A 20,894-nucleotide genomic window follows, 5' to 3' on the forward strand; every position below is an offset into this window, starting at 1 on the left:
GCCGCTTTACACTGTTTTGAAACAGGTAATCGTTCAGCAAAAGATAAGAGCAATAATAACGCAAACAGGTGCAAAAAGTCAACTTTTCAACTATTCAATCATTCTTAAATATATGAAATGATCTTATACATTTTAGACTTATTTTCCATAAGAAAACCATCGGCCGATTTACATAAAAAGCTTATCCCTAATACATAGTAAAGTTGGGGGTGATTATGAATGAAATTCTTCTTAATTGGTGCCATTCTCCTGCTTTCACAGCAAATCCAGCCTGATAACAGCTTAACGATTACCCATAATAATCATGTTATCGGAAAAATGAATCGGAATGATGCTGCGCTAATAATTCCGGAGACATCCATGATTGATGAAACAAAATTGAATAAACTCATGAATCATGTAGATAATCAAATGTTTAAGGCGCCAGTAAATGCTGAAATTGACAAAAGCGGTAAAATCATTCCGGAAAAAACCGGCTACAGATTGCATCGTGAGAACTTCAATGAAAAATTCCATGCGTACTTTTTCGGGAGCGGAGCCGCCCGTATGGAAGCACCAAAGGTGAAATTGTATCCAAGGGTAGATAAAGAATTGCTGAACAGTATTCGCACTGCAAGGATTGGAACTTATGTGACTTTTTTTAATAAGAATAATATACAGCGTACAAAAAACATCCATCTTGCTGCAGAGGCAATCAATAATAGGGTCGTTTTTCCGGGTGAGACGTTTTCCTTTAACGGGGTTGTCGGCAACCGCACATCGGCAAGAGGCTATTTGAAAGCTCCAATCATCATCAGGGGTGAACTTTCTGAAGGGATAGGAGGGGGCATCTGCCAGGTTTCTTCTACTTTATTCAATGCTATTGACAATGCAGGTTTAAAAGTAATCGAGAGATATTCCCACAGCCGGAGAGTTCCTTATGTTCCAGCAGGAAGAGATGCAACTGTAAGCTGGTATGGACCTGATTTTAGGTTCACGAATAAATACAGCGAGCCTGTGCTGATCAGGGCAGCTGTCTATGGAGCAAGTATTATGGTCACCATCTACTCTACGAATGAAGTTGCTTATGAAAAAAGATTAGAACCTCGAACGCTGCCCGTCAAAAAAAGGTAAAGGAAAAACGTTTGAGTTGCAAGCTACATAAAAATCGCTCTTAATACGGAATTGCCTAATGAAAATGATACTTCTGAATCCTACTGCTTGGACATATAGTTAGAAGAATCTTTTCTTAGGCAAGGTGATCATTATCACTCAAAAAATAGCAGCGATTATAATAGGAAGCTTATTGATCAGTATTGGCATCAACGGCTTTTTAGTTCCGCATCATTTAATTGATGGCGGAGTTGACGGAATAGCCTTGATTTTACATTACTATTTTGGTTATAAAACGGGATTATGCATTCTATTTTTAAGCTTGCCTCTTTGTTTTTTTTCCTGGTTTTTCAAACCGGTCTATTTTTACAGCAGCATTCACGGTTTATTGATATCTGCTTTTTTTATTGATTTGCTGGATCCCTTGAGAACTCAATTTTCTTTGCCGATTTTTTTAAGTTCCCTGATAGGAGGAGGATTAATAGGAATTGGCATTGGAGTTATGCTCAGAAATGATACTAGCACAGGGGGAACGGATTTATTGGCGCGGCTTATTTCAGACAGCACAAAAGTAAATATAGGGATTTCGATTTTAATCATTGACGGTCTTGTAGCAGCCGCAGGGTATAAAACCCTGGGACCCAGAAGCTTTTTCTTTTCATGTGTCACAATTGGAATTATAGGATTGATCACACACATAATTATGAAACCCTCTGATCATTGAAAAAGCAGACCCAAAAAAAGGATCTGCTTGTCTGTTTTTATGGATTTGTTGACCATAATCCTGCTGTCTTCACAAATACGCGTGAATTAAGTTTTAGCTGAGCAACCATGAATTCGGCTAAATCTTCAGGCTGCATGACTGATTCAGGATTTCCGTCAGTCAGATTCGTCTCAATCGCTAAATCAGTTGCAACTGTGCTAGGTGTTAAGGCACTGACACGAATATTATGCTTTCTTACTTCCAGCATAAGGGATTCTGTTAATCCAAGCACTGCAAATTTTGAAGCGCTGTAGGCACTTGTAACTGGAGCACCCTTTTGGCCGGCAGATGATGAGATGTTAATAATATCGCCAGCTTTTCCTTCAATCATGTCAGGAAGCACGGCTCTTGTAGCATTGTAAACTCCCATTAAGTTTACGCGGATAATGCTTTCCCATTCTTCGGGAGTCAGCTCTAAAAAGCCTCCGAATTTAGCAATTCCAGCATTATTAATAAGGATATCAATCTTTCCTAATGCTGATTTAATGTCATTTACCGCAAGCTCAACAGAATTAAGATGTGTAACATCAGCTGCAGCAACAGCTGTTTTTACACCAAATTCCTTTAATTCCTCAGCTGTTTTTTCGAGATTGGACAAAGTCAGTCCAATCAGTCCAATGTTGACACCTTCCTTGGCAAGTGCAATGGCAGCTGCTCGTCCAATGCCTCTTCCGGCACCGGTAATGATGGCTGTTTTTCCATTTAATGAACCCACATATATCACTCCTATTAAAATATAGATAATTAGACCGCATTTGATCCGCGGTCTAATTATCTATTCCCTTTATTCTAGATTTGCATGCTTGCCGTACATCGTTTCGGAATCTAACCCTTTTTTCTCCATAAATCTTAAGATAATTGCATCATAGAACAGAAGAAGAGTCTGCTCGAACAAGGAACCCATCGGCTGGATGGTTTTCTTTTCACTGTTTGATTGATCTTTAGGAGATCCAGGCAATTGAATGGTGATGTCTGCGAGTTTTCCCAAAGTCGACTCTGGTTTAATCGTGACTGTCACAATCGTTCCGCCGATGCTTTTGGCTTTTTCTGCAAGCTGGATCAAGCTTTTTGTTTCGCCTGAACCTGAACCGATAATTAAGATATCATCTTTTTCAAAGTTTCCAGTAACGGTTTCTCCGATGACATATGCATCAATCCCCATATGCATCATTCTCATTGCAAATGATTTTCCCATAAATCCAGATCTTCCGGCCCCAGCCGTAAAGACTTTTTCAGATTTAAGAATGGCATCGACTAATTTCTCTGAATCACTGTCAGAAATTAAATCAGCGGCAGGTCCAAGCTCATTTAAAATTTTTGCAAAATAGTGAGTTGTCTGCGTCATGGAGTTATCCTTGTTTGATTAATTTTTGCATTTGGGATGCAGCCGCTTTGATATCAGCTTGGCCAGTAATGCCGCCGCCGACGATTACCAGGTCAGGCTGTGCTTTAATCACTTCAGGCAATGTTTCTAATTTGATGCCGCCTGCTACAGCTGTTTTTGCATTTTTAACAACGCTTTTAATTGCTTTTAGATCTTCAAAAGAGTTTTGTCCTACTGCCTGAAGGTCGTAGCCTGTGTGAACACAGATATAATCAACGCCAAACTCATCAAGCTCTTTCGCACGGGCAGCGATGTCTTTTACAGCGATCATATCAACAAGAATTTTCTTGCCTTGTTTTTTAGCCTCTTCGACAGCCCCTTTAATGGACATATCTTCTGCTGCTCCAAGGATTGTCACGATATCAGCACCAGCTTCAGAAGCTTTCATGACTTCATAGCCTGCTGCATCCATGATTTTAAGATCAGCTAACACCTTTAAGTTAGGAAATGCTTCTTTCATTTCCTTTACAGCGCGAAGGCCTTCGTTAATAACGACAGGTGTTCCAATCTCAACGACATCTATAAATGATTCAACTTCTTTAACCAGTTTAATTCCTTCTGGTATATCGACTAAATCTAAAGCTAATTGTAATTCCATGAATAAGTTCCTCCTATAAAAATCTAGTTTTTTGCTGCACTCTAAAACGATCTTCCCTCAGCATGGAAAGTAGTTCGGTAAATTATTTATTGCTGTTGCTCACCAGCACAATTGCTATTGTAATATGTATATCAATAAAATAAAAGTACGCACTTTTAATTTACATAGTGATAAAAAGTATACTATAGGTTATACTAGGGACGGAGGTGATCGAAATGTCTCGAATGGATGGAAAACTGTTTAATTGCGAAAAAGAATTGACTCTTTCTGTCATTGGCGGTAAATGGAAAATGCTGATTTTATGGCATCTTGGTAAAGAAGGAACAAAGCGCTTTGGCGAATTAAAGTCTCTTATGCCTGGAATTACCCAGCGTATGCTTGTTAATCAGCTGCGCGAGCTAGAAGAAGACTTAATCGTTGAACGCAAAGTGTATCCTGTCGTCCCTCCCAAAGTGGAATACTCTTTAACGGACCAGGGGAGAACCCTGATGCCGATTCTTGACGCCATGTACGAATGGGGCAAGAATTATATGGAGAATGTCGCTGAAGAAAAACCGGAGATACGTGAGTCGATTAAGTAATTGAACATTTATATATGAAGGCTCATTTTGTAAAGTTGCTTTTAGAAAAAATGTTGTAAACCTAGTGGATTGCAGCGGAAGGAACTTGACTGCTGCGGGAAATAGGAGGAGACTCGGGTGGCTTAGCCGAAGAGGCTCCTGTCCTCCCCGCGGAAAGAAACGGTAACATTGATAACAAATAACAACAAGCAATGCGAACACAGCCTATATGAAAGAGCAAGATTCCGAATGCCGGAGATCTTGCTCTTTTTTTGATGGAACGTCTCTTTATGATGATGATTTAATAGGTTTAGCCATTTTGAAGTAAGATCAGGATTCATTTCTTCTCCCTATATTATATATTCACGAAAAATACAACGAGTAAAATCAAAGCGAGAGCAATGCTGACAATATATATAGCGGATAAATTCTTCATTCTGGCCTTCGTTGATTCACGGTAAGTCTCAACTGCTTGATTCTGTCCGATTAATATGGTTATTATTAACCCGACTAAACTAATAATAGAGATAATAATGACACTGATCCAAATAGACAATTTATTGACTCCTTTTGTATAATATCCCCGCTCTTAACAATCATTTTACATGTGTTCCAGGAGATGGGGCCATCCAATTTTCATATTTTAATGCCATCCACTTTTATAATTGCACCATTATGTATGTAAGGAGCTGATAATTATGACGAAAGAATGGAAGCCCGACCGTTTAAGTGAGCAGCCAATTTATAAACAGATCGTTCAGTATTTTGAAGAGCAGATTCGCAACGGGGAACTGCCTCCATTAAGCAAACTGCCTTCTGAACGAATGTTGGCAGAGGACTTAGGGGTAAACCGAAGCACAGTTGCAACTGCCTATGCTGAACTCAGTGCATCAGGTTTAATTATCAGCAAAAGGGGAAGCGGTACATTGGTCGGTGAAGTTAATCAGGACTATTCTAGCGGACGGTTGCCGAACTGGAACCGCATGCTCATAGCCGGTACACTTTTGCCAAATGTGCCGATCATTCAGCGGATCGCTGAAGAAACCCATCATAAAAATCTGATTGATTTGGCTACCGGGCAGTTATCACCGGAATTGTTCCCAAACGAACAATTTCAGCACTTATTAAAGAATCAGCATTTCGATCATCCCTTAAGCTATGATCATCCGCATGGGAATATGAAATTGCGGGAAACAATAGCCGGTCATCTGAAAACCTATAAAAAAATAGATTGTACGCCATCATCCATCCTTATTACTTCAGGAGCTCAGCAGGCTCTGCACCTTATCATTCAATGTTTATTGAAACCTGGCGATGCAATTGCAATAGAAAATCCTTCATATACATATTCTTTGCCTATTTTCAAATCTCTTGGCATTAAGACAATATTGCTTGATGCGGATGAAAATGGCGTAAATCCTCAAGCTATTCATGATGCCTATATGAAGCACCGGATTCGGATGATTTTTCTAGGTTCCGCATATCAAAATCCAACTGGTGCCGTTCTTCATTCTGAACGAAGAAAAAAAACCCTCAGTACTGCATATGAGTTTGGAATTCCAATCGTTGAAGATGATCCTTACTCCTTATTGTCTTTTGAGAATGAAAGCGCAGCAACCTTAAAATCGGAAGATTCACATGGCATTGTGATCTATATCAGCTCACTGTCAAAAATGGTATCCTCAGGCATGAGAATCGGCTGGATTTTAGCTCCCAAACAAATTATTGAACGATTAGCAGATGCCAGACAGCAAATCGATTTTGGATCAAGCATTTTTTCGGATTGGCTGGCAAGAGAGTTTTTAAAATCTGATTTTTTTGATCCGCATCTTCATCAGTTGAAAATTGAATTAAAAGAAAGGAGAGATATACTGGTTTCAGCTATTGAAAAGCATCTCCCCGGACTGGTGGATTATACAGTGCCAAAAGGCGGTATTCACTTATGGTGCCGAATAAAACCTGCACATCATGATGAAAAACTATTTAATCAATCAGTAGATAAAGGGATGATATATACCCCGGGAAGTGCTCTTGGTTCGAATAAGGGCTTTGTCAGATTCACATTTGGACGAGCGGCCAAACAATCAATCGACACTGCCATTGCTGCATTTTCAGAAGCGCTGCTTCTGCAAAAATAAGAATTCAGCAAAAGAGGAGAAAAGGCAATGAAGCTAAGTATTCTAGATCAGTCACCTATTTCAGAAGGTTCCAGTGCAAGAAATGCCCTGAAGCAGACCCTGCAATTAGCAAAAGCAGCCGAAGAGCTGGGCTACACTCGTTTTTGGGTTGCTGAGCATCATAACACAAATGGTTTAGCAAGTACGGCTCCAGAAATATTAATATCTCACATTGCCTCAAGTACAAGCCGGATCAAAGTCGGATCTGGCGGTGTGCTGCTTCCGCAATACAGTCCTTTTAAAGTTGCTGAAACGTTCAATACGCTTGAAGTTCTATTTCCAAACCGAATTGACTTAGGCATTGGACGTTCACCCGGTGGTGGTGCTGAAACCCGTCTTGCACTGACTGATGGAATACGAAAGAGCTTAAATGAATTTCCAAGGCAGCTCCAGGATCTGCAAGGGTTTTTAAGCCAGTCGCTGCCAGTGGATCATGCATATTCAAAAGTACTAGCAATGCCTGGGTCGGAAACATCTCCAGAAATGTGGCTGTTAGGTGTTTCACATCGGGGAGCAAGGACTGCAGCGGAACATGGTTTGGCATTTACTTATGGACATTTTATCAATCCTGCAAGCGGGAGAAAAGCTATGAAAGATTACTTGGAACAATTTCAGCCCACACAACAATTAACATCTCCTAAATCCAATTTTTGTATTTTTGTTGTGTGTGCAGAAACAGAAGAAAAGGCTGAATATCTGGCGTTAAGCCAAGATGCATGGCTTTTAAATGTGGAAAAGGGAGGAAATACAAAAATCCCCTCACCTGAAGAAGTGAAAAAGATTGATTTTTCTCCTGATGAAAAAGAGAAAATAAACAGAAACCGAGATCGCATGATTATTGGCACACCTCAAAAAGTGAAAAATGAATTGCTTCGAATCGGAGCAGATTATAAAACAGATGAATGCATGGTGATCTCCAATCTTTTCAGATTTGAAGACAAACTTAAATCTTATGAGCTTCTTGCTGAAGCCTTTGAACTTAAGCAAAGTTAATCCACTTATCATCCAAGTCGTTTTGTTTTCATTCATCAATAATACTTGATACAATAGCGTTGCTTATAGATAAGGTAATTGTTGAAGGAGGACAAAGAAATGTCCAATGAAAGTATAAATTTAAAAAAAGATGTGAAATTGTCTGTTCTGGATCTTGCTCCAGTTGTTGAAGGCAGTACACCAAGTGAAGCTTTTAAAAACACACTAGACCTTGCTCAGCATACGGAAAAATGGGGATTTAACCGTTTCTGGCTTGCAGAACATCATAACATGGAGGGCATCGCAAGTTCGGCTACAGCTGTGTTAATTGGACATGTTGCCGGAGGAACGTCGAAGATCCGCGTTGGCTCAGGCGGAATCATGCTTCCAAACCATGCTCCCTTAGTAATTGCAGAACAGTTTGGAACGCTTGAATCCATTTATCCGGGCAGGATTGACCTTGGACTGGGACGAGCTCCTGGTACGGATCAGCTGACAGCCCGTGCTCTTCGCAGAGAAAACATGAGCAATGGAGAAGATTTTCCAGAACAGCTTGATGAGCTAATGGAGTATTTTCAGCCAACAGAATCATCACATGTTAGTGCTGTTCCTGGTAAAGGCCTTAACGTGCCGATCTGGCTGCTTGGATCAAGCGGATACAGTGCTCAGCTTGCAGGAAGATTAGGATTGCCATTTGCATTTGCAAGCCATTTTTCACCGGAGCATACCATTCCAGCGATGCGGCTTTACCGAAGCAGCTTTAAACCATCTGAAGTGCTTCAAGAACCCTATGCTATGGTAGGTGCGAATGTTGTAGCTGCAGACAGCGATGAGAGAGCAGCTTATCTGGCAACGACAATGCAGCAGCAATTTTTAAACCTTGTCCGCAATCGTCCAGGCAAAATGCAGCCTCCTGTTGAAAATATGGAAGAGCTTTGGACAGCATATGAAAAAGCAGCTATTCATCAGCAGCTCGGTTCATCAATTGTAGGAAGTGCAAGCACTGTTAAAGGCAAATTAGAGAAGTTCTTAGATGAGACAGGTGCAGATGAAATTATGGTCAATGCTTCAATCTATGATCATCAGGAACGCTTGCGCTCATTTGAAATTGTTTCACAGCTTTTCAAGTAAACATTGGAGGAAGAGATCATGAACTGCAAAATAAATCGTAATGCTGCAAAAGAATTAAAAAAGCTGCTGAGTAAGGAAGAAGCTGAAGGTAAAATGATACGTGTCGTTGTGACTGAAATGCACGGCGATCATGCTCATTATGACATAGCGCTCGATACACCGAGTGAGCATGATGAAATTGTAAAGACAGATAAAGAGATTGATGTGCTGCTTGATCAGCGTGAAGACTTTTTAGACGGCGTATGGATTCAGTATTTTTATGTGCCTGATCCAGGATTTGTCATCACAAACTCACAAAAAGGCACTCATAGACATTAAATGATGAAAAGAATGAAACCGTAAAAGGTTTCATTCTTTTTTATTTTTCATATTTGTTAGAGGCTCGATATCAAGCTGATAGCTCACTTCTACTTTCATTTTCCTCCATTTTTGCAGCCACTCTTTTTCAGTAGTCGGCTTAGTAAAAGGTGTTTTAATGCGTTTTCCTATTTCAATAGGATCTGCTTCTAAATCTTGCAGCGTTTTGATTAATTCTTCTGTCTGTTTTTCAAAATATGTTTCCAGTTCATTAGTAAGCGTCGTTAATTCTTTTTCATTGAAAAGGTTTTTATCTCCTCTGTACTCATCAAGTCTTGCATGTAAATTAACATTTAATGAAAGGATATCACTGCTTGGGTTCAGATTGATCTTCACATCTGAGCGGACCTGCCCAAGTACAGCAGAGAAAGATGACAGCGGAAGGAATTTTAAATAGTAATTGTTATCAATCAGCTGATAGATTTGATCCTCTAAATAGGAGAGGGTATAAAGAAGCTTGTCATTTCTGAAAATACCTGTTCCAGCGTATTCGAAATTGTCATCCTCAATTTTAAATACAGGCAGAATAGGATCGGAGTATGGTGTATATAATTTATTTTTAAATTCATGCAAATTTGCAATTGTGATTTCCCCTTGGTCATTTTCCTCATAATGCTTTAGCATACGGTAGAGATAATAGTCAATGTTTTCTTCCTGTTCCAGCTGATTTTGAAGATATTCATCAAAGTTCCCATTTACGACTACCAAATAGATGCGCTGTGAAATATCAGGATCTGCAAGCAAAGTATTAATTAAAAAGGTAATACCTTTTTTAGCGAAATCTTCAGAAATGATGAGCATTCGAACTTGTCCTGATTTTATTTCGCGGTAATAATTCAAATTAAAATTTTTGCTGCCCTGTTTTAAAAGGTCCACTTGCATCGTAATGACCCGTTTCTTTTCTTTGATCAGGGGCGGGGTTAATGTGCTTAATATTACTTGATCACTTTCACCAGACCTGACAGACCAAAAAGTAACGGGTGCTATCTCTTCGATCGTATTGTTCTCGACAAAGGGACTGCATCCGGTTAATAGAATCATAAAGATAACCGATAAGCAGGCAGTCCTTTTTTTTAGTTTACTCATGTCTTTTCACGTCCTTTTCGTTTCATGGCTGAAAATAAGAAAGACGGAACAAGTAAATAAGTTAAAGCTCCTGACCAAATTTGAATGTTCAATAATACGCTCTGTTCCATTCCAAATTGACTAAGCCATTCATCAGAAAGATAGAGACAGATAAATATAATAATAAAACAGGCGTAAAAACCGACCTTGCTCGATTGTTTATTCAATTTTGAAGCAGCAATTTTTAAGCCTCCATAAAAATACAATAAAAACAATGCTCCCGCAAAGATGGCGTTAAATAAAAGGATTGAAATTAAAATGATATCGATTCTCTCAATGATGGGAAATTGAAGATATCGTGCCATATGAACAATAGGAAATTTACTGAAGCTTAAATAATCTGCCCCGAAGAACAGTAAGGAAGCAATAAATATAAGTAAGTATTCCAGAATCGTCATGGCATTTGCAAAAGAGAGATATTTAAGGAAGTTCTGATTTGGCTTCAGCCAAGATGCTAAACAGATTAAATATTCAGGTCCTGACAAAGATGACCAAATCAACAATAAACTTTTCCATGAACCGTCCGGCCAGTCAAACGGTATGAGAGGGTAAAGGTCGTAAACAGAAGCATTTGTAGGCAGGAAAAAAATATAAAATAAGAGAATAAGCCAAGCTGTACAAAAAAAAGCAATCACTGCAAAGCCAATGGTTTTTTCCATTCCCTTCGAGGCAACGTAGAAGCAAACGAGCAAAATCATAAGGATCAGCCACTTGCTGTTCATGGAAGGGAAGATAAACTGTTCTACAATCTCTGCGTAACCTAGCACGATTACAATTAATTTTAAAAGAATGAAAAACAATCCCAGGACAGAAATAAATCGAACCATGGGCTTGCCTATTAATTCGATAAATCCTTGATATCCTTTTTTAGAATACTCAGATTGAAACCATTTAGACAACAAAATCAAATTTAACTGTGAAAGAATGCCAACCACGATAATTCCCCAAATCATATAGGGGTGAATCAAGTACATTGGCAAGATAATAAAGAAATAGAGCATCTGAAGCCTATTTGTCATAAGCATAATGTACACACCGTTAAAGGCATACGTTCGATCATATAGAGAAATAGATTTCATTATCTCATCTCCTTTGATTGTATCTCCATTTCTGAACAGGATGCAAATGTTCAGGACGCTCTTTCATTTTTGTCAGCGGACCTCGTATGAATAGATCATTCCAATCCTTTCCATAGAAGGGGGCAACCGGTGAAAAATAGGGTTCCTTTAAAGAGTTTAGTCCATTTAGGTGGGCAAAAAGCAGGATCAAACCAATCGCAATGCCAAAGATTCCAAAAAAAGAAGATAAAATCAGAAAGCTAAATTGGATCAGTGAATTTGCTTTTGTCATTAAATAATTTGGGATTAAAAAAGATGCAATCGTTGATATTCCAACCATGACAATTAATACTTTACTGGCAAAGCCTGCTTCTACGGAAGCTTGACCAATGACTATACCCCCAATTACACCAAGGGTTTGACTGGATTTTGTCGGCATTCGTAAGCTTGCCTCTTTTATAATCTCCAAGATAATCAGCATTAGAAAGGCTTCCCAGAAAGGCGAAAAGGGCAGTTTTGTTCTTGATTCCATCAGAACAAATAAAAGTTGAAGAGGAATCATCTGATAATGATGTGTAGTCAATGCAACATAAAAAGGGATTAAAGTAATTGAAATAAAAAAGCTTAAGTAACGAATGCATCTTAAAAAACTGGCAACTGGCCATCGATTTATATAATCCTCAGGTGATTGAAACAAGTGAAAAAAAGTGATCGGTGCTACAAGCACAAAAGGAGTATTGTCTAAAAGAATCGTAATTTTACCTAGACCTAGCGAATAAGCGCAAACATCCGGCCGATCCGTTTGCTGAAATTGGGGGAAGATACTGTTAGTGCTCTCCTCCATAAATGCGGCCAGCTGAGAAGAGTCAAAAAAAAGGTCAAAATTAATTTCTTCAATCCTCTTTTTTGCAGTCTCTATAAATTCAGGATTGGTCAGGCCTTCTATGTACATGATGACTGCGGTGGTCTGACTTAAAGATCCAACAGTGAATTTTTCCGTTTTTAATCTCGGAATTGGAAGCCTATGTCGAATCAATGAAATATTATCTTCAATATTTTCACTGAAACTATCTTTAGCACCATATAAAATTGTCTCTGTTTCTGAAGTTTCTATTGGTCTGCCTAGAGGGTTTTTAAGAGGAATAGCGGCCCAAACATTATTAGCAGGATCATAGATCAAAACAGCCCCTGAAAAAAGCTGTTTATTTGCTTCAGCGATAGAGGTAACTTCCGTAATTTTTGATGCAGCCATCTTTTTTAATACTTGCTCTTGTGCTGATCTTTTAAGTGGTTCAATAATACTTTCATTCAAACGCTCTAGGTCAATTAATGTCCTTATATAGATCAGCGTCAGCTTATGAAAGTCATTTTTTTCAGGCTCAATAATTTCAGCGTCATCCATATTTTCGAGTGTTTTTTTTAACTCTTCTATAGATAAGGGCTGATTTTCCAGAGCCAGTGTTTGCTTCGTGCTTTCTTGCTGCACTAAACCCTTTTTTTTCTTATTCCAAAACATAAACATCCCTCACCTGTAAATCAATGAACTAGCCGTGTTTAATGGGCAGTAATGCATTTATTGTTCACTGTAATACTTCTATTTATTCGCAATATAGTTCTAATTTTTTTTACGGAATAAGAGCTTATTTAAGGGTCTTCTTTCTTTTCTTTTATATGTTAACTGTAAAAAGGCGTTTAAAAATTCAGCACTGTGTGCAGTTGAAAGATCAATTACATTATTTATTATCGGCATGAACACGTATACAGCAATCAATACCTTTGAGTAAGCATCGGATTTCTAGTATACTTGGTCAGAGAAATTGTACTAGGAAAGGGAAAACCATACTATGAAATCACAATTAGAAGCTTTAAACCTCCCGAATCATATAATGTCAGACATAAAAAAAAGATCGGAAACATTTAAAAACAGCGAAGATGCGATGCTGATCGGCAAAGGCGGGTACATGCCTTCAGAAGATGCGATTTTATTTGATGCCATGATTGCTTTATCATTAGGCAAAAATGTTTTATTAAAAGGACCTACAGGATCGGGTAAAACAAAGCTTGCCGAGACACTGTCAAACCTTTTCGGCCAGCCGATGCACAGCATAAATTGCAGCGTGGATCTTGATGCTGAAGCACTGCTTGGCTACAAAACCATCTCGCAGGAAGGTTCGAAAACGAGCATTGAATTTATTGAAGGTCCTGTCATTCATGCGATGAAAAAAGGCCATATCTTATATATAGATGAAATTAATATGGCGAAGCCCGAAACATTGCCGATTTTAAATGGAGTGCTGGACTACCGTAAAATGATTACGAATCCATTTACAGGAGAGGTAATCAAAGCAAGCAGCGGCTTTGGTGTGATTGCAGCTATTAATGAAGGATACGTAGGTACGGTTCCTTTAAATGAAGCCCTCAAAAATCGTTTCGTTGTGATTGAAGTGCCTTATATTCAAGGTGAACAGCTAAAGGCCGTACTGCGCTCGCAATCTATGCTTACAAATGAAAAGCTGATCAGCCAGTTTGTTACTCTTTCTTCTGATCTGATCACACAGGTGCAGAATGGTCAAATTTCGGAAGAAGCTGCGTCTGTAAGAGCACTTATCGATACATGTGACTTAGCTGTCTATATGCCGCCGCTACGGGCTATCTCACGCGGCATCACTGAAAAACTTGAAGACGACAGGGAAAAGGCAGCGATTCAAAATATTGCAGAAACTCTTTTTGTGTAAAGGGGCCGTGTCATGAAATATATAAAATTTAATGACAAGCGGGTCGATTCGTTTTTATTTATGGAGCTCTCCGACTTGGCAAAGACTCTTACCAAAAAAGATGAGACTGAGGTTGAATTTGCCGTGCAGTCGTACTATGATCCGTTCATTCAGAAAGTGTACATCAGCCACTTCTGGGATAACCGGCCGCGCCAGGATATGGTGAATGGCTTGAAAAGCGATGTATTTTTAAGAAGCATCGGCAGCTATAAATACACGGATTTTCTTGCAGTTGATGCTTTCTTATCCCAAGTGCAGAAACTTGACGTTTCAAGCTTTGCGAAGCAGCTGTTTGTCATGCTTGAGGATTTGCGGCTTGAGGAACACTGCAAGCATGAACGTCCCGGCACAACAAAGGTGTTTGCTGCCAGACGCTCGATGTACAGACGTTTTTTTAAAAGCCAATTAACGATCAACCAAGAGAGAAGCATTTATACGGATGCACTCTTTAATGCATTTTATTTAAAAGTAACATCGGAATCACCGCTTGAGGAGTTTCCGGCGCTGACAAATTCAATTGATCTCGCGGTGCCATTTATGCAGGGTGAACTGCTGAAGCTCTATGAAGCCCGCAATTCGGATGACATAGGCAAGATTGTTTTAAACATTTCAGAAGTCCTTGAAGACATTCTTCCGAATGACATGCTGAATATGTATTTTCATCTGCCATTATTAAACTACTCAGAAGCAGAATCAGGTTTAACCTTTGATGATTTGAAACGAAAATCAAAGCTGAAAAATGATGATATTCTTGATCAGAAAAAAGAAGAAGATGAAGACATCCATGAGGATAAACTGCCGACCTGGCACAGGGAAACAAGTGAAGCGACAAAGAGTTTTCTTCAATTTGACCTTGAGCAGGGAAGCAAAACAGACCTTCTTGGAGAAGGTGTCAGAGAAGGCGATGACGGCGATCAGGCGCTAGGAATGGTGCAGGGGTCGTCCAAGAAAACGGCGAGAAATGATTATTCTAAGCTTGAAGCGATGGAAAACGCTGAAAACAAACAAGAGCGCGGGGACAGTGAGGCTTTCGGAAAAGAAAACAAATTTGCCTATCCTGTCTTTGTATCACCCGAAAAGCCAAGTGCATCGGATCAAGCCGCTTACATGGAAAAAAGAGAAACCATCGTTCCATATCAAAAAAAGCTTAAGCAGATGATCGAAAAAACGCTTGAGCATAAAAAGATTTCGCCGCGGAGCGATCTGCATACCGGACGCTTAAGCAAAAAACTGCTGAAGCTCCTTACAGACGATAATCCGCGTTTATTTTATAAAAAAAATCAGCCGTCTGCGCAAATTGATGCTGCGTTTTGCCTGCTTGTCGATTGCTCAGCATCGATGTTTGACAAAATGGAGCAGACAAAGCTTGGAATCACCTTGTTTCATGAGGCGCTGAAATCCGTTTCCGTCGTTCACCAGGTCGTCGGTTTTTGGGAAGATACAAATGAAGCAACAGAAACAAAACAGCCCAACCATTTTAAGACGGTCATCGATTTTGGAAGCTCTCTCCAGAAGAAAAGAGGACCTGAAATTCTGCAGCTTGAGCCTGAAGAAGATAATCGCGACGGCTATGCTATTCGCCATATGACAAAGCAGCTTATAAACCGCAGTGAAAATCAAAAATTTATGCTGGTCTTCTCAGACGGGGAGCCTGCGGCAACAGGCTACGAGCAAAACGGCATTATCGATACACACGAGGCTGTGCTCGAAGCAAGAAAACGCGGAATTGAAGTCATTAATATCTTCCTCGCAAATGGAGAAATTGACGAGGGGCAGCAAAAAACGATTCAAAACATTTACGGTAAATTCAGCATTGTGGTTCCCGACATTGAGAAGCTTCCAGAAGTGCTGTTTCCAATTCTGAAAAAACTGCTGCAAAAAAGCATCCATGCGTAAGAGTGTCTTTTTAAGGCACTCTTTTTGTAACGCTTTCATTCTTTTGCTACTATATAAATGGAGGTGCAGATCATTTGAAACATGTCATTCCGGTTCTGAGCAGGTTTGATGAACGGATGCAATAGAGGCTTACAGTGACTGCTTGGCAAGTCTCCAATGAATCCGTTGCGAAGGTCTTAAAAATTATCATAGTATACTCAAATCTAAAGAATTTTCTTTCGTAAACCCGGGAATGAAAAGGCTTCATGGAATACATATGAATTAACCGCGCACGATCCCTTTTCTATTCGGATTATTTTTTATCAAAATACATCGAATTTACAAGAAAAAGAAAAAAATTTGTCAGCTGCAAGATGAAAAGAGGCTGATTTATGTCTTGAAAAATAATAAATTTGGTTCTTTTGATCATTGAATTCATTTTTAATTTTTGTTTTTCAGTATTATTTTAAATTTTCTTATGATACTCCTTTGATAAAACGGGCAAGGAGTGTTAAAATGGAAATGGAAGCGTTTTAATCCAAGCCTATCATTCTAAGAAAGATAGGATAGTATATTACAATAATATCCATTTGAATCTGTTTTTTAAAAAATTTAATCAGATTCACTACCATTGCTGGGGGTTATGTAAGATGTCAGGAACTACAACTAAGCGCAAGATTCGACTTGAGGATTTTCATGGACCGAACCTTGGCTATGTACTGGAGCTGTTTGATCAATATCAGCAGGATCCAGAATCGGTTGATGAAGAATTAAGAGAAATGTTTGAAGGATGGGACACAGTACCGCAGGCCCAAGTTAGCAATGAAACATCAGCGGGCACAGCAACGTCTGTTCAAAACGCAACAAGCGCGGATAAAATGAAGAAGATTGCTTATGCAGTCAAGCTTGCAGATGATATCCGAACTTATGGACATTTAAACGCTTCAATTTATCCATTTGAAAGTGTCAAACAAAAAGAGTTTCTTCAGCTGAAGGATTACGGGCTGACAGAATCTGACCTAGAAGAAATCCCTGCATCCATATTATGTGCGGATGCACCTGATGAAGTTACGAATGGATTACAGGCCATTCAATATTTAAAAGAAGCTTATACGAAAACGATTGCTTTTGAATTCTCTCACGTACACCGTTTTGAAGAGAAATACTGGCTTAAGAAAATGGTTGAATCCGGAGAAATCTTTAAAAGTCATTCAAATGAAAAACGCGCGTCTCTTCTGCGCCGTCTCTCTGAGGTTGAAGGTTTTGAGAAGTTTTTGCACCGCACGTTTGTAGGGCAGAAACGCTTTTCAATTGAGGGGTTGGACATGCTTGTTCCAATGCTTGATGAACTGATTTCAAACGCGGTTCACGCAGGAACAAACAATGTAAACATTGGTATGGCTCACAGAGGACGCTTAAATGTGCTGGCACATGTTCTCGGCAAGCCTTATGAAATTATTTTCTCGGAATTTCAGCATTCTCCGAATAAGGAGCTCGTTCCTTCTGAAGGATCTGTAGGCATTAACTACGGCTGGAGCGGAGATGTAAAGTATCATCTTGGAGCTGACCGTCAAATAACAGACGAAAGCACAAAGCGTGCAAGGCTGACTCTTGCAAACAACCCAAGTCACCTTGAGTATGTGGACCCGATTGTCATGGGATACACACGTGCTGCACAGGATGACCGCAAAACAACAGGCTATCCTAAACAAGATGAAAAAGAATCAATGGCGATCATCATTCATGGGGATGCTGCATTCCCGGGTGAGGGCATCGTAGCTGAAACATTAAACTTAAATTCATTGACAGGCTATCAGACTGGCGGATCCATTCATATTATCGCCAACAACATGATAGGATTTACTACTGAAAGCAGAGACTCGCGCTCTACAAAATATGCAAGTGACCTTGCAAAAGGATACGAAATCCCGATCGTGCACGTAAATGCAGATGATCCAGAGGCTTGTCTTGCTGCAGTCATGATTGCAATAGAGTACCGCAAGCTCTTTAACCGTGACTTCCTGATTGATTTAATCGGCTACCGTCGCTTTGGCCACAATGAAATGGATGAGCCATCGACGACACAGCCTCAGCTCTATGAAAAAGTCCGCAAGCATCCGACCGTTCGTGCACTCTATGCTGCACAGCTTGAAGAAGCAGGATATTTAAGCAAGGATAAGATTGCAGAAATTGATCAGCAGACTTTAGATAAATTTGATGCAGCTTATCAAAAAGTTCCGTCGAAAAAAGTAACTCAGGTACATGACATAGAGCTTCCTGAAATCGTTATCAATGGACTGCCGAAAATCAAAACATCCGTTGATAAAGAATCTCTCTTCAGAATTAATGATGAGCTTGTGAAATGGCCTGAAGGCTTCAATGTCTTTGATAAATTGAAGAGAATTCTTGAAAGACGCGCCAATATCTTTGCCGGTGAAGAAAAAGCAGACTGGGCATTAGCAGAAACGCTGGCATTCGCGACGATCCTTGAAGACGGCACGCCAATTCGCCTGTCCGGCCAGGATTCTGAACGCGGCACATTTTCTCAAAGACACTTAATGCTTCACGATAGTGAAACAGGCAATGTTTATTCGCCGCTGCATACACTATCTAAGTCAAATGTTTCGTTTGCTGTTCATAACAGTCCTTTATCTGAAGGATCCGTTCTCGGCTTTGAATATGGCTACAACGTCTTTGCACCTGAAACACTCGTGCTTTGGGAAGCTCAATACGGCGACTTTGCAAACGCTGCACAAGTGTTCTTTGATCAATTCATCGCAGCAGGACGTGCAAAATGGGGCCAAAAATCAGGACTTGTGATGCTTCTGCCTCATGGTTATGAAGGACAAGGGCCTGAGCATTCTAGCGCAAGACTTGAGAGATACCTTCAGCTTGCAGCTGAAAACAACTGGACAGTGGCAAACTTAACGAGCGCTGCTCAGTATTTCCATATTTTAAGAAGACAGGCAGCTCTTCTGAAACGTGAAGAAGTGCGTCCGCTTGTAATTATGACACCAAAGAGTCTTCTGCGAAACGCGCAAACTATTTCTTCTATTGAAGAACTGAGCGAAGGGGAATTCCGCCCGGTTGTGGAACAGCCTGGACTTGGCCTGAACTATGCGGATGTGAAGCGCATCGTTCTATGCAGCGGAAAAATCGCAACGGATTTAACAGATAAATTAAAATCTCTTGAAGAAGATGTAAAAGAAATCCACGTAGTACGTGTGGAAGAATTATATCCATTCCCTAAAAAGGAAATTACAGCGATTCTTGGACGCTACGAGTCACTTGAAGAAATCGTCTGGGTACAAGAAGAACCTATGAACATGGGTGCATGGACATATATGGATCCAGAACTCCGTGAAGTGGCACCTGCTCAAGTAAAAGTGAACTATATTGGAAGAAAAAGAAGATCTTCGACAGCAGAGGGAGATCCAAACGTTCATAAAAAAGATCAAGAGCGTATCGTAACAGAAGCATTGACGTGGAAAAACGAAGGGAGAATTTGATCATGGCACAAGTAATCGTACCAGAATTAGCTGAATCCATCTCAGAAGGAACTATCGCACAATGGCTGAAACAACCAGGGGACTACGTTGAAAAAGGGGAATATCTGGTTGAGCTTGAAACAGATAAAGTAAACGTTGAACTGACAGCTGATTATTCTGGTGTGCTGAAGGATGTTGTCAAAGATTCAGGAGACACGGTTCAAGTCGGCGAAGTGATTGCAGTGATCGATGAAAATGGAGAGACTGCAGCTGCGCAAGTTGAAGAAGTAAAAGAAGAACCGGTTAAAGAAGAGCAGCCTAAAGCTTCTGCACCAAAAGAGGATAAGCAGGAAAAAACGGAAAGTAAATCACAGCGTCCGATTGCTTCTCCGGCAGCACGCAAGCTTGCTAGAGAAAAAGGAATTGATCTGACTCAAGTTCCTTCAGGAGACCCGCTTGGAAGATTGCGCAAGCATGACGTTGAAGCTTATTCACCAAACGCGGCACCTGCAAAGGCTCCTGCGCCTCAAAAAGCGCCTGAAGCTAAGCCTGCAAAGCATGCTGCTGATTCTTTTGACAAACCAGTTGAGCGCGAGCGCATGTCACGACGCCGACAAACGATTGCTAAACGCCTGGTCGAGGTACAGCAAACAGCTGCAATGCTGACGACATTTAACGAAGTTGATATGACAGCGGTAATGGACGTCCGCAAACGCAGAAAAGACAAATTCTTTGAACAGCATGAAGTGCGTCTTGGCTTTATGTCATTCTTCACAAAAGCGGTTATTGCTGCACTTAAGAAATACCCATTATTGAATGCTGAAATTCAGGGTGATGAGCTGGTTATTAAGAAGTTCTATGATATCGGCATTGCCGTTTCAGCTCCAGAAGGTCTGGTTGTACCAGTTGTACGCGACGCAGACCGCAAATCATTTGCCCAAATCGAAGGCGCTATCGGTGAGCTTGCAGGAAAAGCGAAAAACAACAAATTAACAATCGGCGACCTTTCTGGCGGTACATTCACGATCACCAATGGCGGTGTATTCGGTTCTCTTATGTCAACACCAATCTTAAACGGACCACAAGTCGGAATTTTGGGCATGCACAAAATTCAGCTTCGTCCTGTTGCCATTGACAAAGACACAATGGAAAACCGTCCAATGATGTACATCGCCCTTTCATACGATCATCGCATCGTAGACGGCAAAGAAGCAGTAAGTTTTCTTGCAACAGTCAAAGATTTGCTTGAAGATCCAGAATCATTATTGATTGAAGGATAATATTAAAACCTCATGTGGTTAAAGAATTAATACAAACGGGTACTAAATTGCGCAGCAATTTGTACCCGTTTTTTGTTGTGTTAACGTACGTAACGGTACTAAATGCTGGAGAGTACCTGTATTCGGAAAGATGCTGCTGTATGAGTCTTTTGAATCTGGAATGGCGGCTGTAAAATGGAACCGCCCACCCTGTATGAGGACAAAAATCCAGAATGTTGATATTAAAGTGGAATTTAAGGTGCTGTATGAGGACAAAAATG

At 40.1% G+C, this 20,894-nt stretch carries 18 protein-coding genes; 11 read left to right on the top strand and 7 right to left on the bottom strand.

Annotation, left to right across the window (positions count from 1 at the left end):
• The first annotated feature begins 219 nt into the window (after positions 1–219).
• Complete coding sequence (locus E2R53_RS05490; protein WP_133310747.1) at positions 220–1,113, top strand: VanW family protein; 894 nt, start codon at positions 220–222, stop codon at positions 1,111–1,113.
• Positions 1,114–1,246: 133 nt separating this feature from the next.
• On the top strand, positions 1,247–1,816 hold the full coding sequence (locus E2R53_RS05495; protein ID WP_133311172.1) for a YitT family protein: 570 nt from the start codon (positions 1,247–1,249) through the stop codon (positions 1,814–1,816).
• Positions 1,817–1,853: 37 nt separating this feature from the next.
• On the opposite strand, the gene E2R53_RS05500 is transcribed toward E2R53_RS05495, so the two are convergent.
• The 3 genes from E2R53_RS05500 to hxlA form a co-directional block, all read right to left on the bottom strand.
• The gene (locus E2R53_RS05500) at positions 1,854–2,570 is read right to left on the bottom strand and encodes a 3-ketoacyl-ACP reductase (RefSeq protein WP_133310748.1); all 717 of its coding nucleotides are present in this window, start codon (positions 2,568–2,570) and stop codon (positions 1,854–1,856) included.
• Positions 2,571–2,639: 69 nt separating this feature from the next.
• The gene (hxlB, locus tag E2R53_RS05505) at positions 2,640–3,200 is read right to left on the bottom strand and encodes a 6-phospho-3-hexuloisomerase (RefSeq protein ID WP_133310749.1); all 561 of its coding nucleotides are present in this window, start codon (positions 3,198–3,200) and stop codon (positions 2,640–2,642) included.
• 4 nt (positions 3,201–3,204) lie between these two features.
• Positions 3,205–3,837, bottom strand: coding sequence for a 3-hexulose-6-phosphate synthase (gene hxlA, locus E2R53_RS05510; protein WP_133310750.1), 633 nt, complete (start codon positions 3,835–3,837; stop codon positions 3,205–3,207).
• A 215-nt stretch (positions 3,838–4,052) separates the two neighbouring features.
• On the opposite strand from hxlA, the gene E2R53_RS05515 reads away from it, so the two are divergent.
• A complete protein-coding gene (locus E2R53_RS05515; RefSeq protein WP_133310751.1) occupies positions 4,053–4,418 on the top strand; it encodes a winged helix-turn-helix transcriptional regulator in 366 nt (121 codons plus the stop codon).
• Between the two features lie 334 nt (positions 4,419–4,752).
• Here the strand turns inward: E2R53_RS05515 and E2R53_RS05520 are convergent, their stop codons facing one another.
• The gene (locus E2R53_RS05520) at positions 4,753–4,953 is read right to left on the bottom strand and encodes a hypothetical protein (RefSeq protein ID WP_133310752.1); all 201 of its coding nucleotides are present in this window, start codon (positions 4,951–4,953) and stop codon (positions 4,753–4,755) included.
• 142 nt (positions 4,954–5,095) lie between these two features.
• Between E2R53_RS05520 and E2R53_RS05525 the strand changes: the two genes are divergently transcribed.
• The 4 genes from E2R53_RS05525 to E2R53_RS05540 all read left to right on the top strand — a co-directional run bounded on the left by E2R53_RS05525 (position 5,096) and on the right by E2R53_RS05540 (position 8,995).
• A complete protein-coding gene (locus E2R53_RS05525) occupies positions 5,096–6,535 on the top strand; it encodes a PLP-dependent aminotransferase family protein (protein WP_133310753.1) in 1,440 nt (479 codons plus the stop codon).
• Between the two features lie 27 nt (positions 6,536–6,562).
• Entirely contained in the window at positions 6,563–7,567 is a 1,005-nt protein-coding gene (locus E2R53_RS05530; protein WP_133310754.1) for an LLM class flavin-dependent oxidoreductase, read from the top strand.
• Between the two features lie 99 nt (positions 7,568–7,666).
• Positions 7,667–8,677, top strand: a complete 1,011-nt coding sequence (locus tag E2R53_RS05535; protein ID WP_133310755.1) for an LLM class flavin-dependent oxidoreductase — start codon at positions 7,667–7,669, stop codon at positions 8,675–8,677.
• A gap of 18 nt (positions 8,678–8,695) precedes the next feature.
• Positions 8,696–8,995 carry an iron-sulfur cluster assembly accessory protein gene (locus E2R53_RS05540; RefSeq protein ID WP_133310756.1) on the top strand — a complete coding sequence of 100 codons (300 nt, stop codon included), beginning with the start codon at positions 8,696–8,698 and terminating at the stop codon, positions 8,993–8,995.
• A 30-nt stretch (positions 8,996–9,025) separates the two neighbouring features.
• Here the strand turns inward: E2R53_RS05540 and E2R53_RS05545 are convergent, their stop codons facing one another.
• Genes E2R53_RS05545 through E2R53_RS05555 form a run of 3 tightly spaced genes read right to left on the bottom strand, consistent with a single transcriptional unit; the run spans position 9,026 to position 12,733 of the window.
• Complete coding sequence (locus tag E2R53_RS05545; protein WP_133310757.1) at positions 9,026–10,120, bottom strand: Ger(x)C family spore germination protein; 1,095 nt, start codon at positions 10,118–10,120, stop codon at positions 9,026–9,028.
• Positions 10,117–11,238 carry a GerAB/ArcD/ProY family transporter gene (locus E2R53_RS05550; protein WP_133310758.1) on the bottom strand — a complete coding sequence of 374 codons (1,122 nt, stop codon included), beginning with the start codon at positions 11,236–11,238 and terminating at the stop codon, positions 10,117–10,119. Before E2R53_RS05550 ends, E2R53_RS05545 begins: the two co-directional genes overlap by 4 nt.
• Before the next feature lie 4 nt (positions 11,239–11,242).
• Complete coding sequence (locus E2R53_RS05555; protein WP_133310759.1) at positions 11,243–12,733, bottom strand: spore germination protein; 1,491 nt, start codon at positions 12,731–12,733, stop codon at positions 11,243–11,245.
• A gap of 370 nt (positions 12,734–13,103) precedes the next feature.
• On the opposite strand from E2R53_RS05555, the gene E2R53_RS05560 reads away from it, so the two are divergent.
• The 4 genes from E2R53_RS05560 (at position 13,104) to odhB (ending at position 20,634) form a co-directional block, all read left to right on the top strand.
• Positions 13,104–13,952 (top strand): ATP-binding protein, encoded by an 849-nt coding sequence (locus tag E2R53_RS05560; protein ID WP_435796779.1) that lies wholly within the window; start codon positions 13,104–13,106, stop codon positions 13,950–13,952.
• Positions 13,953–13,964: 12 nt separating this feature from the next.
• On the top strand, positions 13,965–15,887 hold the full coding sequence (locus E2R53_RS05565; protein WP_133310761.1) for a nitric oxide reductase activation protein NorD: 1,923 nt from the start codon (positions 13,965–13,967) through the stop codon (positions 15,885–15,887).
• A 629-nt stretch (positions 15,888–16,516) separates the two neighbouring features.
• Complete coding sequence (sucA, locus tag E2R53_RS05570; RefSeq protein WP_133310762.1) at positions 16,517–19,375, top strand: 2-oxoglutarate dehydrogenase E1 component; 2,859 nt, start codon at positions 16,517–16,519, stop codon at positions 19,373–19,375.
• A gap of 2 nt (positions 19,376–19,377) precedes the next feature.
• Positions 19,378–20,634, top strand: a complete 1,257-nt coding sequence (odhB, locus tag E2R53_RS05575) for a 2-oxoglutarate dehydrogenase complex dihydrolipoyllysine-residue succinyltransferase (RefSeq protein WP_133310763.1) — start codon at positions 19,378–19,380, stop codon at positions 20,632–20,634.
• Positions 20,635–20,894 lie beyond the last annotated feature (260 nt).

The sequence above is a fragment of the Peribacillus frigoritolerans genome (genome assembly GCF_004358755.1).
Lineage (GTDB): Bacteria > Bacillota > Bacilli > Bacillales > Bacillaceae > Bacillus_P.

Excerpts from the sequence above, each read along its gene's own strand:
- E2R53_RS05560 (WP_435796779.1), top strand. The coding sequence starts at position 13,104 with ATGTCAGACATAAAAAAAAGATCGGAAACATTTAAAAACAGCGAAGAT.
- E2R53_RS05515 (WP_133310751.1), top strand. The coding sequence starts at position 4,053 with ATGTCTCGAATGGATGGAAAACTGTTTAATTGCGAAAAAGAATTGACT.
- E2R53_RS05530 (WP_133310754.1), top strand. The coding sequence starts at position 6,563 with ATGAAGCTAAGTATTCTAGATCAGTCACCTATTTCAGAAGGTTCCAGT.
- hxlA (WP_133310750.1), bottom strand. The coding sequence starts at position 3,837 with ATGGAATTACAATTAGCTTTAGATTTAGTCGATATACCAGAAGGAATT.
- sucA (WP_133310762.1), top strand. The coding sequence starts at position 16,517 with ATGTCAGGAACTACAACTAAGCGCAAGATTCGACTTGAGGATTTTCAT.
- hxlB (WP_133310749.1), bottom strand. The coding sequence starts at position 3,200 with ATGACGCAGACAACTCACTATTTTGCAAAAATTTTAAATGAGCTTGGA.
- E2R53_RS05555 (WP_133310759.1), bottom strand. The coding sequence starts at position 12,733 with ATGTTTTGGAATAAGAAAAAAAAGGGTTTAGTGCAGCAAGAAAGCACG.
- E2R53_RS05490 (WP_133310747.1), top strand. The coding sequence starts at position 220 with ATGAAATTCTTCTTAATTGGTGCCATTCTCCTGCTTTCACAGCAAATC.
- E2R53_RS05535 (WP_133310755.1), top strand. The coding sequence starts at position 7,667 with ATGTCCAATGAAAGTATAAATTTAAAAAAAGATGTGAAATTGTCTGTT.
- E2R53_RS05565 (WP_133310761.1), top strand. The coding sequence starts at position 13,965 with ATGAAATATATAAAATTTAATGACAAGCGGGTCGATTCGTTTTTATTT.
- odhB (WP_133310763.1), top strand. The coding sequence starts at position 19,378 with ATGGCACAAGTAATCGTACCAGAATTAGCTGAATCCATCTCAGAAGGA.
- E2R53_RS05525 (WP_133310753.1), top strand. The coding sequence starts at position 5,096 with ATGACGAAAGAATGGAAGCCCGACCGTTTAAGTGAGCAGCCAATTTAT.
- E2R53_RS05550 (WP_133310758.1), bottom strand. The coding sequence starts at position 11,238 with ATGAAATCTATTTCTCTATATGATCGAACGTATGCCTTTAACGGTGTG.
- E2R53_RS05545 (WP_133310757.1), bottom strand. The coding sequence starts at position 10,120 with ATGAGTAAACTAAAAAAAAGGACTGCCTGCTTATCGGTTATCTTTATG.
- E2R53_RS05540 (WP_133310756.1), top strand. The coding sequence starts at position 8,696 with ATGAACTGCAAAATAAATCGTAATGCTGCAAAAGAATTAAAAAAGCTG.